This is a genomic window from Sporosarcina thermotolerans (assembly GCF_042658975.1).
Taxonomy (GTDB): Bacteria; Bacillota; Bacilli; order Bacillales_A; family Planococcaceae; genus Sporosarcina; species Sporosarcina thermotolerans.
This window is the reverse complement of record NZ_JBHSRM010000003.1, coordinates 77,265-91,273: the sequence shown is the minus strand read 5'-3', so window position 1 is coordinate 91,273 and position 14,009 is coordinate 77,265. Positions and strand designations below refer to the sequence as shown.

The following is a 14,009-nucleotide window of genomic DNA, read 5'->3' as shown; positions in this document are numbered from 1 at the left end:
TTTGCGTTCTCAGCTGCTTTTATGTTGACTAAATTATATTGCATTCATCGCATTTATTGCTATAGCATTCATGCTGTTCCTCTATTTCTTTTCCGCAAGTAATACAGGTTTTCGGTGGCAGGTTTTTGAAAAACTCAATGACATTCTCCATCATAACAATCCCTCCGATCTATTCTGTAGTAACACTAAATGAATATAGTTATTTGTAATATAACAGTTTAGATAAAAAAATTAGATGACATTGCACTCTTCGCATTTATTACTGTAGCATTCGTGCTGTTCCTCAATTTCTTTTCCGCATGTAGTACAGGATTTAGCAGGTAGGTTCTTGAAAAACTCGATGACATTCTCGATCATATTGTTCTCTCCAATCTATTCTGTATTAATACTACTTGAATAATATGTGTTTGTAGTATAACAGTATTGATAAAAAAATAGTATACTACGGTATTTTCACAATTGGCTAATGGGGCGATTCTATGATTCTATACTCCCGGTCAACATATTCATCATCTCTTGTTCTATAACTAAGATTAATATTGTCAGTGTATTATAACAACCGAACAAATGTCAAGACTTATTTTGCTATTTCGTATAAAATAGAGATGAATTCAATTACATAGGGGGCAATTAGTGTGTTCTTCGTTGATAATAAAGGCATAACAGACCCACGTATCAACCTCGCGATCGAGGAGTATGTACTGAAAAACATGGACGTCGATAAAGATTCGTTTTTGCTGTTCTATATTAACGGACCTTCAATCATCATCGGGAAAAATCAAAACACCGTCGAGGAAATCAATACAGAGTATGTCGATGCAAACGGTATTCATGTCGTCCGCCGACTTTCCGGGGGCGGTGCTGTGTACCATGATTTAGGAAACCTCAACTACAGTTTCATAACGAAGGATGATGGAGAATCTTTCCGTAACTTCAAAAAGTTCACGGAGCCGGTCATCAAAGCGTTGGCAGATATGGGAGTAAAGGCGGAATTGTTAGGCCGAAATGACATACTTGTCGAAGGGCGTAAAGTTTCGGGCAACGCGCAGTTTGCTACACATGGCCGTATGTTCACCCATGGAACTCTTATGTTCAACACTGAAATTGAGCGGGTCGTTTCCGCGTTGCGTGTCAGGAAGGACAAGATTGAATCAAAAGGGATCAAGTCCATCCGTAGCCGTGTCGCGAATATCTCGGAATTCATCGAAGAACCGATGACAATCGAACAGTTCCGAATGAACATTTTGAACTCGATTTTCGGGGGCGAAGAAAATATTCAATACATGGAGTTGACCGAGCAGGATTGGGAAAATATCCATGCGTTGTCAGCTGAGCGTTACGGCAACTGGAACTGGAATTACGGCAAATCGCCTAAATTCAACGTACAGCATTCACATCGTTTCCCTGTTGGTGGCATCGATGTGCGCCTTCAAGTAGAAAACGGAAATATCCAAGACGTGAATATATACGGGGATTTCTTCGGTGTAGGTGAGGTTCAGGTTGTTGAAGAAAGTTTGAAAAATGTCCAATACGATCGTGAATCCATTAGCAATGCGATTGAAGGAGTAGACATTCCAACGATCCTTGGTGGTATTACGAAAGAAGAATTCATTAATTTAATTTATTGATTGAAAGAAAACCGGTGCATGCCGGTTTTTTTCTTTTGGTTTAGTATATGTGGGGTTTGAGGAAAGGGTGTTGGCGGATTTGTTGGTTCGAGGATGTGGAATTTGGGCGAGTTGGTGATAAAGTGCGGAGAGTCGGTGATAAACTGCGGAGAGTCGGTGATAAACTCCCCAGAGTCGGTGATAACAGGCCGAGAGTCGGTGATAACGCCCCAAAAGTCGGTGGTAATGCATTTTCATTGGTGCGCGTTTCTAAGTGAAGTGCAACTTTTCAGGTGGAAAACGGGTGTATTTGAGTGATTCGGTGATAAAGTGGCAAGAGTCGGTGATAAACTCCCCCAAGTCGGTGATAACGCTCCAAGAGTCGGTGATAACTCCTGCTTAAGCGGTGATAAACTTCCTCTAAGTGGTGATAAAGTCTGCCTAAGCGGTGATAAACTTCCTCTAAGCGGTGATAAACTCCACCCAAGTGGTGATAACCGCCCCTGGGCGATTGTGATCACTGATGCCGAGCGAATTTTTCAATGATACGATATAATATAGGAACTAGTAAGGGGGGAATTGGCATTGGCGAATCACCGTATTTTTATTGTGGAAGATGATAAGAAAATCTCACATTTATTGGCGGAGACGCTTCGGAAGTATCAGTATGATGTGGCGATTGTGGAGGATTTTGATAATGTGGACACGGAGTGTTTGGCGTTTGATCCGCATTTGATTTTGCTTGATATAAATTTGCCTTCTTATGATGGGTATTATTGGTGCCGTCAATTGCGGCAGCATACACGATGCCCGATCATTTATATTTCGGCTCGATCCGGGGATATGGATCAAGTGTTTGCGCTTGAGAATGGTGGGGATGATTTCATTACGAAACCTTTTCATTACGAGATCGTCCTTGCGAAGATCAGGAGTCATTTGAGAAGGGCGTTCGGGGAGTATGCGCCGAGTCAGGGGGAGCGGACTGTGAAGTTAGGTGCGCTTGAGTTGTTCATCGAACGGATGGAACTTCATTTACGTGATGAGGCGATTCCGCTTCAGAAAAAAGAAGCCATCATTCTTGAACTGCTAATGGAGGCGTCGCCGAAAGTGGTGTCGCGCGAGACGCTTCTTGAGGAGTTATGGGATGATCAGTCTTTTGTCGATGAGAATACGTTGAATGTGAATATGACGCGTGTGCGGAAGAAACTCACTGATTATGGTGTGAAGTCGACTATTGAGACAGTTCGTGGCTCGGGCTATCGGCTATTAGCGGCGCCGGAGGAATCATGAGGCAGATCCGTTTATTCATAAATGAATACTTGTCATGGGTCATCTTCGAAATGTTCCTTATATCGTTCATAATCGTTTTGTATTGGCTGGATGGATTCACCGGCATCAACACGATGATCTACTCGATCATCATCAGCATGCTGTTGTTAGGTGCATTCCTTGGGGCGAAATTCATCACAAGAAGATCGTATTACAATGCGATTATCCGCAAACCGACGAAGATGGAGGATGCGCTCATCAGGAATGTGCGAACGTCTGAACAGAAAAGGTCTTCGGATTTTATGCGTGATTTGTATAGTCTGCACCAGAATGAAGTGCAGACCCTTTATGCGACACAGCATCGGCAACTCAATTTCATGAATCAATGGGTGCATCAGATGAAGACGCCGATTTCTGTCATTAATTTACTCCTTCAAGAAGAAGGGGAGCTTGATAAAAGAAGTGTCCGGGAAGAAGTGGATAAAATACAACGCGGGCTGGATGCTGTGCTTGTCAATGCAAGGCTTGGGACGTTCGAAGAAGATATGCATATCGAACGGGTCGGTTTGAAAAGTCTTACCCAACAAATTGTGACGGATCATAAGCGGTTGTTCATTACAAACGGTGTGTTTCCGGTTATTTCAATCGATGAGCGGTTGGTCGTTGCGACCGATCCGAAATGGATGAAGATCGTCATCGGGCAATTCATCACAAATGCTGTGAAATATACGTTCGGCGAAGGAAAGCGAGTGTATTTATCCGCGGAGCATACGAAAAAAGGATTTGAATTGACGATACGTGACGAAGGGGTAGGCATCCCGGCATCCGATCTGAAGCGGGTGACAAGGGCGTTTTTTACTGGTGAGAACGGAAGGCTCACGGGTGAGTCGACAGGGATGGGCCTTTATATTGCAGATGAAGTGTGCGGGAAGTTAGGACACCCATTGGCGATTAAATCGGAAGTTGGAAAAGGTACGGCTGTGAAGATCTTGTTTACAAATGGAGAGATGGGTGAGGCGGATGCCGAAGAACGCAATCCTAAAACTGAAGCAGATAACGAAAATCTATGAAGGTAAGGTGATCCATCGTGCGCTAAACCGGCTGGATTTCGAAGCGGACGAAGGGGAATTCATCGCAATTATGGGGCCGTCCGGCAGTGGCAAAACGACATTGTTGAACATCATTTCGACAATCGATATGCCCACTTACGGACAGGTCCTAATCGACGGAATTGAGCCCGAGTCGTTGAATGGCAATGAATTGGCGCTCTTCAGGAGACGTAATTTCGGCTTTGTCTTCCAGGACATCAATTTGCTCCAAATGCTGACTGTTGAAGAGAACATTGTTCTGCCTCTCACATTGGATGGGCTGCCTATTTCGGAAATGAAAAGACGGATCGCTCGATTGGCAGATCAACTCACATTAACTGAAATTCTTAATCGCCGACCGGATGAGTTATCAGGCGGACAAGCGCAGCGGACAGCTGTCGGCAGAGCGCTAATCCATAAACCGAAACTTATCCTTGCGGACGAACCGACAGGGAACCTTGATTCCAAATCTGCAAAGGAAGTATTGGAATTGCTCAGCCATATCAATCAAACCGAGGGGACGACTATCATTATGGTGACGCATGATCCGATTGCAGCAAGCTATTGCGATCGTGTGTTGTTCATCAAGGATGGGGAGATTTTCAATGAAATTTATAAGGATGAAAGACGACAGACGTTTTTCCAACGGATATTGAATGTGCTTAGTTTGCTTGGAGGAAATGTCCATGATTTGCGATAGATGTGATTCATTCCAAATAGGGAGGTCTGCTGCATGACGTTTCGCCAGTTTGCCTATCGGAATGTTGTGCGGAATCGGCGAATTTACGCGGCCTTTTTCATGGCGAGTGTTTTTTCGGTAATGGTTTTTTTCCTTTATTCCATGCTGCTTTTCCATCCATCCATTGAGGGGGGCTCCTTACGGGATATTGCGTTGTTGGGCATGGGTGCAGCGGAACTCATCCTTTACATATTTACAATGTTTTTCTTGTTTTATTCGATGCGTGCATTTTTGCAGGCGAGGACGAAGGAGTTTGGCATCCTCCTTCATTTAGGTATGGAAAAACGGCAATTGCATCGGCTCATTTTCATCGAGACGATATTGATTGGTGCGGGCTCAATCGGAGTGGGGACGTTTTTAGGGTATATGTTCTCGAAGTTTTTCTTCATGGTCGTTAAACGGATTGTCCTATTGCCTGCGTTGCCATTGTATTTATCATGGGAACCATTTGCATTAACCGTAGGTGCATTTTTTAGCCTTTTCATCATCATTTCGCTTGTCGCTCCCGTATTCATCCGGACTGACGGATTGCATGAACTAATCCGCGGGGACGGCAGTGGAAAAGAAAAGGAAGGCTTTTCGAAAATCCGTGGTTCTCTTGGATTAATCCTTTTAGTGCTTTCCTATACGTTGGCTTCACTTACATCCAATAATATTGTCATCGGGCTCATTTTCCTTCTACCACCACTTGCAACACTTGGAACGTATTTCTTTTTTACGGATTCCTTGCCATTCCTTCTTCATCTTTTCAAAGGGAGGAAGGAATTGTATTGGCGTCACTTCCGGTTGTTGGCCATATCCGAAGGGGTAATCCGTTTGAAGGAAAATGCGAGGATGTTTTTCATCGTCACAATCGTATCTACGGTCGCGTTCATGTCGGTAGGTATTCTTGCTTCATTAACTTCATTCGCCTCGCAGTACCGGGAAGTGAACCCTCTTGGCCTTGTCTATGTCAGCTATCCGGGTGACAAGATGGAGGAACAGAACATTAAACGGCTTCGTGATGAATTAAGGAGAAATGGGCTTGAGTACACATATGTAGATTTTCCAGTCTTGAAACAACGCTCTTCCTATACGGAATTCACAGTATCCATCGTTAAACTCTCAAGTATTAATGAGTTAGCGACGGCTTTTGGCAATACAGCGTTTGAATTGGACGAAGGAGAGGCACTATTCCTGCCACCGACGATTTCTACATTCGAGCAATTGAACAGTCAAATTGTCGAAACGGTATTGGAGGAAAGCGGAGTTTCCATACGGATCAACGGCGCGTACCCTCACCAATTATTCCCGGCACATGCGATTGGAACGAATGCAATCATTTTGAATGATACGGATTTTGACCGGATTGCCGCTTTCGTTAAAACTCCATCGGTTGTTTATCATGCTTTCGACATCCCGGAGTGGCAGATGACGAAGAATATCGGCATGACGATTGAGCATTCGATGACGGAATCGATTTTGGCGGGAACATCCCATGAACTTAATTACACGTTTGATAATCCAGGGCGGAACTATTCCATCATACGGACAACATTCACCTTATTGCTTTTCATCGGTTTATTGTTAGCAGGAGTATTTCTACTTGCTGCGGGAAGTTTTATTTACTTCAGGTTGTACACTTCCCTTGACAGTGACCGGAAGCAATTCGATGTGCTGCGGCGTATGGGCATTACCGATAGGGAGTTCAAGAAAATCATCAATCGACAGCTTATTCCACAATTCTTTGTCCCTTGGGGAGTGGCGCTGTTGCATAGTTCCTTTGCATTTTTAACATTGCAAGTCATTTGGGATGCACTCGCCGAGATTTCGATTGTGCGTGAACTAATCTTCGTCTTGCTTGGGTTTACAATTTTACAGGTCATCTATTTCTATCTGATCCGCTGGCGCTATCTTGCGCATATCCGAACATCGAGCTGATGCTGAAAAGGCATGGGCTCGATGTTTTTCTTTACTAATTTTCCGAAATAAAGAATACGCTTTTAGCATTCGGACTATTACTATTTGAGTAGATTTTCAAAAATCATTGTTAACTATAAACTTTTCTTATATAATAATAGAGAGAATTATGAATGGTTGTTCATTTTTTGGGAAAAGGGGATGTTATGTATGAATTTGGTCACACAGGTTTATGAAACATCGAAACTGAAGCCGGAAAAGACGGCTTATCATTTCATGGGCAAAGATACGAAATACGGCGAGTTCGACAAGCATGTGTCCACGTTTGCTCAAGGACTTGAAGATTTAGGGGTTAAAAAGGGAGACCATGTTGCATTTTTATTAGGGAATACGCCGCATTTCATCGTTTCACTTTACGCAACGATGCGGATTGGGGCTACTGCAATTCCAATCAATCCGATTTATTCACCAAGTGAAATCTCGTATATCCTACATAATAGTGATGCGAAGGTTGTCATTGCGCTTGATCAGCTATTGCCGCTCGTCGAAAAGGCTGCTACCTCGTTCCCGACAATCGAACATTATATTATTTGTGAGACAAGTACATTAACCGGAAGTTCAATTTCGGAATTACCGGAAGATGTGAGAAAGAAAGTGAGCCAGTTTACACATTTCTTTGCGAAGGACAGGCCTAACAAAGCTCCAATTGAAGTTGATGAAAATGAAACCGCTGTCATTCTATACACATCGGGTACAACTGGACATCCGAAAGGCGCGATGTTGACGCATAAGAATTTGTATTCGAATGCACGAGATACCGCGGATTACCTAAGTTTTTCAGAGGAAGACCGCGTTATTGCGACATTGCCGGTATTTCATGTGTTCGCGCTTACAGTTGTTGTCAATGCACCATTATTAAAAGGTGCAACGATTTTACTGCTGCCGAAGTTCAGTCCCGCAGAAGTATTTGAAACAATTAAGGCGCAGCAGGCTACCATTTTTGCAGGCGTTCCGACGATGTTCAATTTCCTTTATCAGTTCCCTGAAGGGGCGGCGGAGGATTTTAAAAATATTAGGATAGCTATTTCGGGCGGGGCTTCATTGCCTGTGGCGCTTTTAACAAATTTCGAATCTAAATTCAATGTAAGGATTTCGGAAGGATACGGCCTTTCCGAAGCGTCTCCTGTCACTTGCTTCAATCCATTAGACCGAGAACGCGTACCGGGTTCGATTGGAAGAAGTATTGTGAATGTGGAAAATAAAGTCGTCGATGAGTTCGGGGATGAAGTGTCGGTTGGTGAAGTAGGTGAGCTTGTAGTCCGAGGGCCGAATGTGATGAAGGGTTATTATAAGATGCCTGAGGATACAGCTGCCGCAATCCGCGATGGTTGGCTATATACTGGGGATATGGCGCGACAGGATGAAAATGGCTATTTCTATATTGTAGACCGCAAGAAGGATATGATTATTGTTGGCGGATATAATGTGTATCCGCGTGAAGTTGAAGAAGTGTTGTTTGAGCATCGCGATATTGTTGAAGCTGCGGTGATTGGTGTGCCGGATGCTGATTTTGGCGATGAAGTTCAAGCCTTTGTTGTTTTGAAGGAAGGCGCAGAACGAAATGCCGAGAAGTTGAAGGCGTATTGTGCGAAGCGCTTGGCAAAGTATAAGGTTCCGAAGTCGATCGAGTTTTTGAGTGAACTGCCTAAGAATACAACAGGTAAAATTCTTAGACGGTCATTGAAGGATATAGTGAAGCAATAACAGTACAAACATTGATTTCCGCTTCAGGCGGACGCTTTCCGCGGGGCGCGGGCGAGCCTCCTCGTCCGCTTCGCTACCTGCGGGGTCTCGCCATTCGCGCTAAATCCCGCAGGAGTCGCCGCCTTCCGCTTCAATCAATAGAGAGTATTTAACATGAAAATAGTATCTCACCTTCGAAATACGCATAAACCCTCCTAAACACGCATAAATCCATACAAAAGTTTATAAACTCCGGAACTCACGCATAAATCCATTCAAAACCTCATAAATCCCCCGCAATCACGCATAACCGCCGCATCTGCTACATTTTTAAAACCTTAATTTGTCAAAAACACTTTTCACGACTATTAGAACAATAATACACTATTCTTCTCCGCGATATCGGTAATTCATCCAAAGTAGAATCCGGAGATGTCTCGGATGAATTCTTCTTCCAGATCTCCCTTCTTTTTCAACAGGATGAAAGTGGCGACGGAGGGGAGGGGGAATAGGTCGAAGTGGGGTCTCATGAGTCTTCCTTCCAATAATTCACGGCGTACAATTGAGTGGGGGAGGAATGAGACGCCGATTCCTTCTTGGATGAACCGTTTGGCTATATGGGCTTGCGTTACTTTCATCGTCCGAATGCCCGGGATCTGCTTGTTTAATGTGAAAAGCAATTCATCCCAATAGACGGGGTGATGGTGGGTAAGTAAATAATTAATCATCAATGCCTCTTTTACATCAATTTGTGGTCCGCTTTCTTCGTCATAGCTGTCGGTCGGCATGACAAAGATAATTGGATCCTCGTAAATGCGCTGGGATTCAATATTTTTTAGTGTCGCGTCGAGTGCTGAAATGCCTAAATTTACTTCGCCACTGTCGACAAGGCGTTCGATCAATTCCGACTCCTCAACTCGAATCGTCAATTCGACTTCCTCGTGCCGTTCCATGAAGGTCCTCAAAAAATATGGCAAAATCGTTTCCGCCATTAATGGTGAAATTGCAATTGTCCAGTTCCGTCTGTATCCTTGCGCAAATGCATGCATTCGATCTACGCTATCATCTAACTTCTGTATTAATCCTACTGCCTCATCGTAAAACAATCTTCCTGCCTCAGTCAGCGATACACGTCGATTGATCCGATCAAAAAGCTGTATCCCTAAATGCTCTTCCAATAGCCGGATTTGTACAGTCACACTTGGTTGGGACAGCATCAGTTTTTCCGCGGCTTTCCGGAAGTTCAGTTCTTCTGCCGCTATGATAAATGTTCGTAGCCATTGAGTATCCATTCAACCCCTCCTGATTGATTAATAAATTTAATTAAGTCAATAGTAATTATTCAATTTAATTAATTATATCTTTACTTTATACTAAAAGAAAAGGAGGAATGAACATGTTTAATAGAGGTTTGAAGGATGTTGTGGCAGTCCATACGAAGATCGCATCAGTTGACGGTGAGTTGGGGGAGCTCAGATATAGGGGGATTTTAGTGGGCGAGTTAGTCCCGGATCATTCATTCGAAGAATTGGCTTACCTTTTATGGCATGGTAAATTCCCGGACGAAGAGGAACTGAATTCATTGAAGTCGAAGATGCGAGCAGGCAGAAGACTTCCACAGCATATTGCATCCATTATCGATATCCTACCGAAAGATATTCCACTAATGGATGCGATCCGGACCGCAATTTCTGCATATGGTCAGGTTGAATTCAAGCAAAAACCGATAGATGAACAGGCGATTGTTCTCACCGCTGCGTTACCCGTTATCATCGCAAGGCATTACAGGAATGTGAATCAATTGCCCATCGTTGAGCCGGACGAAAATCTTTCGCATACTGCCAATTTCCTCTGGATGCTAAATTACGAAAAACCTACTGATGTACACGTTGAAGCGCTTGAGACCTACTTGAAACTGACGATGGAGCATGGCATGAATGCCTCTACTTTCGCTGGGCGGGTCACGATTTCTACTGAATCCGATTTGACGGCGGCCGTTACTTCAGCGCTCGGAACGATGAAAGGTCCATTACATGGAGGTGCCCCTTCAGGAGTCATCGATCTGCTTGAGGAAATAGGTACTCAAAATAATATCCGTCCAGTAATCGAGCAAAGATTAAAAAACGGTGAGCGAATTATGGGATTCGGCCATCGGGTTTATAAAACAGAAGATCCGCGCTCAATTCTACTTAGGAAGAAATGTGAAAGCATGGCAGGTAAAGATGAGTGGTTAGATCTTGCGACGACAGCCGAAAAAGAAATTATCGACTTACTCAAGACGTATAAACCAGGCAGAGAATTATACACAAATGTCGAATACTATGCGGCAGCCATCATGCGTGCCATCAACATGCCGCCTGAACTGTTCACTCCGGCATTCAGCGCCGCAAGAATTGTCGGATGGACGGCCCATGCAATCGAACAACAAGGTGATAACACCATTTTCCGACCACAATCTTTATATGTCGGAAATAAATTTTAATAAATTTAAAAATGAAGAAGGGATAACTGTTACGGGTGTCGAAATATGTAGAATAGAAAAAGAAGGGGGAATTCCATATGAGAAACCTACAAGTAGACGACCTATTTAAACTACAATCCGTCACAAACCCACAGTTATCACCAGACGGGAAAGAAGCGCTGTTCATCAAAACGCATATCGACGAAGAGGATAATAAATACATTTCAAACTTGTACCATATTGACCTTTCTACAAACGAAGTGACGCAATGGACGCACGGAAAACACCGTGTCAGCTCACCTAAATGGTCAGTGGACGGAAAGCAAATCGCTTTTTTGTCGAATCGCGACGATAAAAATCAGCTGTATATTCTGCCTGTACGTGGTGGAGAAGCAAAAAAAGCAACGTCTTTTGATAAAGGCGTTTCAAGCTTCCAATGGTCTCCTTGCGGTACAAAAATCTGGTTTGACGCATCGCTAAAAGAAGGCAGGGACTTCAGTTTCAAAGAAGAAAAGAACGATAAAAAGAAGCCTGAACCAGTACGCGTTACGAAAATGAAGTACAAAATGGATGGCGTCGGTTTATTGCCACAGGATTCATACAAGCAAATCGGTTTCGTCAATCTTGAAACTGAGGAGGTCACTCAATTTACTGAAGGAAATTTCCAGCATTCATTACAGGCGGTTTCAAATGATGGCCAACATCTTGTCATCGGTGTGAACCGGAAGGAAAACTTGGACCATGAATTCCGTCAGCCACTCTTTTTGGTGAATGTGGAAACGAAGGAAGAAACGGTAATCATTGAAGAAGAGGGCTATTATGGTGGCGCACGCTTTTCATTGGATGACAATTATATTGCGTTCGTAGGTTCGGACCGTGCATACCAAAACGCTTCACACGGCCATTTATATGTGTACGACACGAAAAGGGGCAATACAATTAATATCACTGAAAGCATCGATGCACCTGTCGGGGATTATACTGCCGCGGATCATCAGCAATCGGCAAGCGCACCAAGCGCCGTGTGGACGAAAGACAATGACCTGTACTTCCAACTTTCAACGATGGGAGATGTCCGTCTCTATTTCGCAACACTTGAAGGAGAGCTGTATCCAGCTACGCCGGAAAACGAGCATGTCTATGGATATGATGTGAATGCAGAGGGTGATTTTGCGTTAGTCGCTATTAGTGACCCTGTACATCCTGGTGAAATCTATCAAATGTCCATTGCAACCGGAGAAAGGAAAGCTCTCACTTCATTCAATGATAATTATTTGAAGGAAGTAGAGCTTGTTCATCCGGAAGCAATAACGTTTAAAGGTCCTAAAGATTGGGATGTACATGGTTGGCTTATGAAACCGGCAGGATTCGAAGAAGGGGAGAAATACCCATTAATCGTCAATATCCATGGCGGTCCGCACGCAATGTACGGCAACACATTCTTCCATGAAATGCAGCTGTTTGCGGCAAGTGGATATGGTGTCCTGTACATCAACCCACGCGGGAGCCATGGGTACAGCCAAGAATTCGTTGACGCTGTACGTGGTGATTACGGTGGCGGCGACTATGAGGACATCATGGCAGCTGTCGACTCTGCACTTTCCGAGAATGTTTGGATTGACGCAGACCGTCTCGGCGTGACAGGTGGCAGCTATGGCGGATTCATGACGAACTGGATTGTCGGCCATACGAACCGTTTCAAAGCAGCAGTTACACAACGTTCGATCTGTAACTGGATCAGCTTCTTCGGTGTTTCCGATATCGGATATTACTTCAGCGAATGGCAAATCGCGGCGGATATGAAGGATGTAGAGACATTATGGAAGCATTCTCCGTTGAAATATGCGGAAAATGTGGAGACTCCATTATTGATCCTCCACTCTGAAAGAGATTTCCGTTGCCCGATTGAACAGGCTGAACAGCTTTATATTACGTTAAAGAGCATGGGGAAAGAGACGGAATTCGTCAGATTCCCTGATGCAGACCATAATCTATCGCGGACCGGTGCACCGAATCTGCGAATCGAAAGACTAAATGAGATGACGGGCTGGTTCGCGAAATACCTATAATTTCGGAGGACACAGTTTGACGTATACACTTGAAGGCGTAACCATTCGCCCTATTAAAGAAGATGACTTGCGACGTATGTGGGAACTTACTTTCAAAGAGGAAAATCCAGAATGGAAGAAATGGGATGCTCCTTATTATCCGCATATGACAATGTCGTATGAAGTCTATTTAGAACGTAAAGACAAATTAATAGCACAAGATGATTATTGGGGTATCGAAGTGGACGGCGAACTTATCGGCATGCTCAGCTATTACTGGGAGCACAAGCCGTCCCTTTGGCTCGAAATGGGCATCCTCATATACGAGCCGAAATATTGGAGTGGCGGCTTTGGAACGAAAGCCCTCACAATGTGGATCGATCATTTATTCAATGAAATGCCGCTTGTCCGCGTCGGTCTTACGACTTGGTCCGGGAACATGAGGATGATCCGAGTAGCTGAAAAATTAGGCATGACAATGGAAGCGCGTATCCGCAAAGTACGTTTCTGGAACGGTGTCTACTACGACTCCATCCGTATGGGCGTGTTGCGAGAAGAGTGGGAAGAGCATAAAGCGAAATGAGATGGTCGAAGTTAAAGCAATTGGCGGAAGGATTTCTATGTGAACCGCTTCAGGGGAGAGTCCAATACCATTGGATTATCCATCGGAAAAGCCATGACCAAACAGGCACTTTTCGCATAACATTTGACGGAGATGAAATTTTTCGCGCTTCCGATATACCCTATAACCTCGCAGCCACATCCCGGGGTCAGGAACTAACTGTAGAAAGGGCGATCGACCCGTTGAAATGGGATTCCGATTGGCGGAAGATGTGGGAATCAAATGAACTTAAACAGCTTCACGCAGCGTATGATGATGCTGAAACTGAAGTTAGAGAGAGTGGCTTATATCCGGCAGGTGAAATCATCGGGCTACTGTTTGATTACATCCACATGCCCTTTGACAAAGCGCTTACCCATGAGCATCCTTTCATTCGGGCAATTGCCTTATTCGATCGGAGACTTGGGAAGCGAAGGCGGAAGGATATTAATGTAACAGATGAAAAAGAGATTGTCCGTAGTTTTTATAAACTTCGCGATGAAATAGAAGGTTGATATGAATAGACAAAAATCCTCCTGAAATCGGGAGGATTT

Annotated in this window: 13 protein-coding genes; 10 read left to right on the top strand and 3 right to left on the bottom strand. The window is 44.0% G+C overall.

Annotated features, from left to right (window positions below):
* Positions 1–28 precede the first annotated feature (28 nt).
* Both yhfH (ACFPZG_RS03355) and yhfH (ACFPZG_RS03350) read right to left on the bottom strand, forming a co-directional pair.
* On the bottom strand, positions 29–154 hold the full coding sequence (yhfH, locus tag ACFPZG_RS03355) for a protein YhfH (RefSeq protein WP_283732683.1): 126 nt from the start codon (positions 152–154) through the stop codon (positions 29–31).
* A gap of 77 nt (positions 155–231) precedes the next feature.
* Positions 232–357 (bottom strand): protein YhfH, encoded by a 126-nt coding sequence (gene yhfH, locus ACFPZG_RS03350; protein WP_283732682.1) that lies wholly within the window; start codon positions 355–357, stop codon positions 232–234.
* A 278-nt stretch (positions 358–635) separates the two neighbouring features.
* Between yhfH (ACFPZG_RS03350) and ACFPZG_RS03345 the strand changes: the two genes are divergently transcribed.
* From ACFPZG_RS03345 to ACFPZG_RS03320, 6 genes are all read left to right on the top strand, one after another.
* On the top strand, positions 636–1,628 hold the full coding sequence (locus tag ACFPZG_RS03345) for a lipoate--protein ligase (RefSeq protein WP_283732681.1): 993 nt from the start codon (positions 636–638) through the stop codon (positions 1,626–1,628).
* Between the two features lie 564 nt (positions 1,629–2,192).
* Positions 2,193–2,897 carry a response regulator transcription factor gene (locus ACFPZG_RS03340; RefSeq protein ID WP_283732680.1) on the top strand — a complete coding sequence of 235 codons (705 nt, stop codon included), beginning with the start codon at positions 2,193–2,195 and terminating at the stop codon, positions 2,895–2,897.
* Positions 2,894–3,946, top strand: coding sequence for a sensor histidine kinase (locus ACFPZG_RS03335; RefSeq protein ID WP_283732679.1), 1,053 nt, complete (start codon positions 2,894–2,896; stop codon positions 3,944–3,946). The genes ACFPZG_RS03340 and ACFPZG_RS03335 overlap by 4 nt, the downstream gene beginning before the upstream one ends.
* Positions 3,897–4,664: an ABC transporter ATP-binding protein gene (locus ACFPZG_RS03330; RefSeq protein WP_283732678.1), complete on the top strand. Its 768-nt coding sequence runs from the start codon at positions 3,897–3,899 to the stop codon at positions 4,662–4,664. The genes ACFPZG_RS03335 and ACFPZG_RS03330 overlap by 50 nt, the downstream gene beginning before the upstream one ends.
* Positions 4,665–4,697: 33 nt before the next feature.
* Positions 4,698–6,623 carry an ABC transporter permease gene (locus ACFPZG_RS03325; protein WP_317940599.1) on the top strand — a complete coding sequence of 642 codons (1,926 nt, stop codon included), beginning with the start codon at positions 4,698–4,700 and terminating at the stop codon, positions 6,621–6,623.
* A gap of 189 nt (positions 6,624–6,812) precedes the next feature.
* Complete coding sequence (locus ACFPZG_RS03320) at positions 6,813–8,366, top strand: fatty acid--CoA ligase family protein (protein ID WP_317940600.1); 1,554 nt, start codon at positions 6,813–6,815, stop codon at positions 8,364–8,366.
* A 389-nt stretch (positions 8,367–8,755) separates the two neighbouring features.
* On the opposite strand, the gene ACFPZG_RS03315 is transcribed toward ACFPZG_RS03320, so the two are convergent.
* Positions 8,756–9,637: a LysR family transcriptional regulator gene (locus ACFPZG_RS03315; RefSeq protein ID WP_283732675.1), complete on the bottom strand. Its 882-nt coding sequence runs from the start codon at positions 9,635–9,637 to the stop codon at positions 8,756–8,758.
* A gap of 104 nt (positions 9,638–9,741) precedes the next feature.
* On the opposite strand from ACFPZG_RS03315, the gene ACFPZG_RS03310 reads away from it, so the two are divergent.
* The 4 genes from ACFPZG_RS03310 (at position 9,742) to ACFPZG_RS03295 (ending at position 13,970) form a co-directional block, all read left to right on the top strand.
* On the top strand, positions 9,742–10,827 hold the full coding sequence (locus ACFPZG_RS03310) for a citrate synthase/methylcitrate synthase (protein WP_283732674.1): 1,086 nt from the start codon (positions 9,742–9,744) through the stop codon (positions 10,825–10,827).
* 77 nt (positions 10,828–10,904) lie between these two features.
* Entirely contained in the window at positions 10,905–12,875 is a 1,971-nt protein-coding gene (locus ACFPZG_RS03305; RefSeq protein WP_317940601.1) for a S9 family peptidase, read from the top strand.
* Between the two features lie 16 nt (positions 12,876–12,891).
* Positions 12,892–13,437: a GNAT family N-acetyltransferase gene (locus tag ACFPZG_RS03300; RefSeq protein ID WP_317940602.1), complete on the top strand. Its 546-nt coding sequence runs from the start codon at positions 12,892–12,894 to the stop codon at positions 13,435–13,437.
* Positions 13,434–13,970 carry an SF0329 family protein gene (locus ACFPZG_RS03295; protein WP_283732673.1) on the top strand — a complete coding sequence of 179 codons (537 nt, stop codon included), beginning with the start codon at positions 13,434–13,436 and terminating at the stop codon, positions 13,968–13,970. Before ACFPZG_RS03300 ends, ACFPZG_RS03295 begins: the two co-directional genes overlap by 4 nt.
* Positions 13,971–14,009 lie beyond the last annotated feature (39 nt).

Coding starts and splice junctions, on each gene's coding strand:
- yhfH (WP_283732683.1), bottom strand. CDS start 154: ATGATGGAGAATGTCATTGAGTTTTTCAAAAACCTGCCACCGAAAACC.
- yhfH (WP_283732682.1), bottom strand. CDS start 357: ATGATCGAGAATGTCATCGAGTTTTTCAAGAACCTACCTGCTAAATCC.
- ACFPZG_RS03335 (WP_283732679.1), top strand. CDS start 2,894: ATGAGGCAGATCCGTTTATTCATAAATGAATACTTGTCATGGGTCATC.
- ACFPZG_RS03330 (WP_283732678.1), top strand. CDS start 3,897: ATGCCGAAGAACGCAATCCTAAAACTGAAGCAGATAACGAAAATCTAT.
- ACFPZG_RS03325 (WP_317940599.1), top strand. CDS start 4,698: ATGACGTTTCGCCAGTTTGCCTATCGGAATGTTGTGCGGAATCGGCGA.
- ACFPZG_RS03320 (WP_317940600.1), top strand. CDS start 6,813: ATGAATTTGGTCACACAGGTTTATGAAACATCGAAACTGAAGCCGGAA.
- ACFPZG_RS03315 (WP_283732675.1), bottom strand. CDS start 9,637: ATGGATACTCAATGGCTACGAACATTTATCATAGCGGCAGAAGAACTG.
- ACFPZG_RS03310 (WP_283732674.1), top strand. CDS start 9,742: ATGTTTAATAGAGGTTTGAAGGATGTTGTGGCAGTCCATACGAAGATC.
- ACFPZG_RS03305 (WP_317940601.1), top strand. CDS start 10,905: ATGAGAAACCTACAAGTAGACGACCTATTTAAACTACAATCCGTCACA.
- ACFPZG_RS03295 (WP_283732673.1), top strand. CDS start 13,434: ATGAGATGGTCGAAGTTAAAGCAATTGGCGGAAGGATTTCTATGTGAA.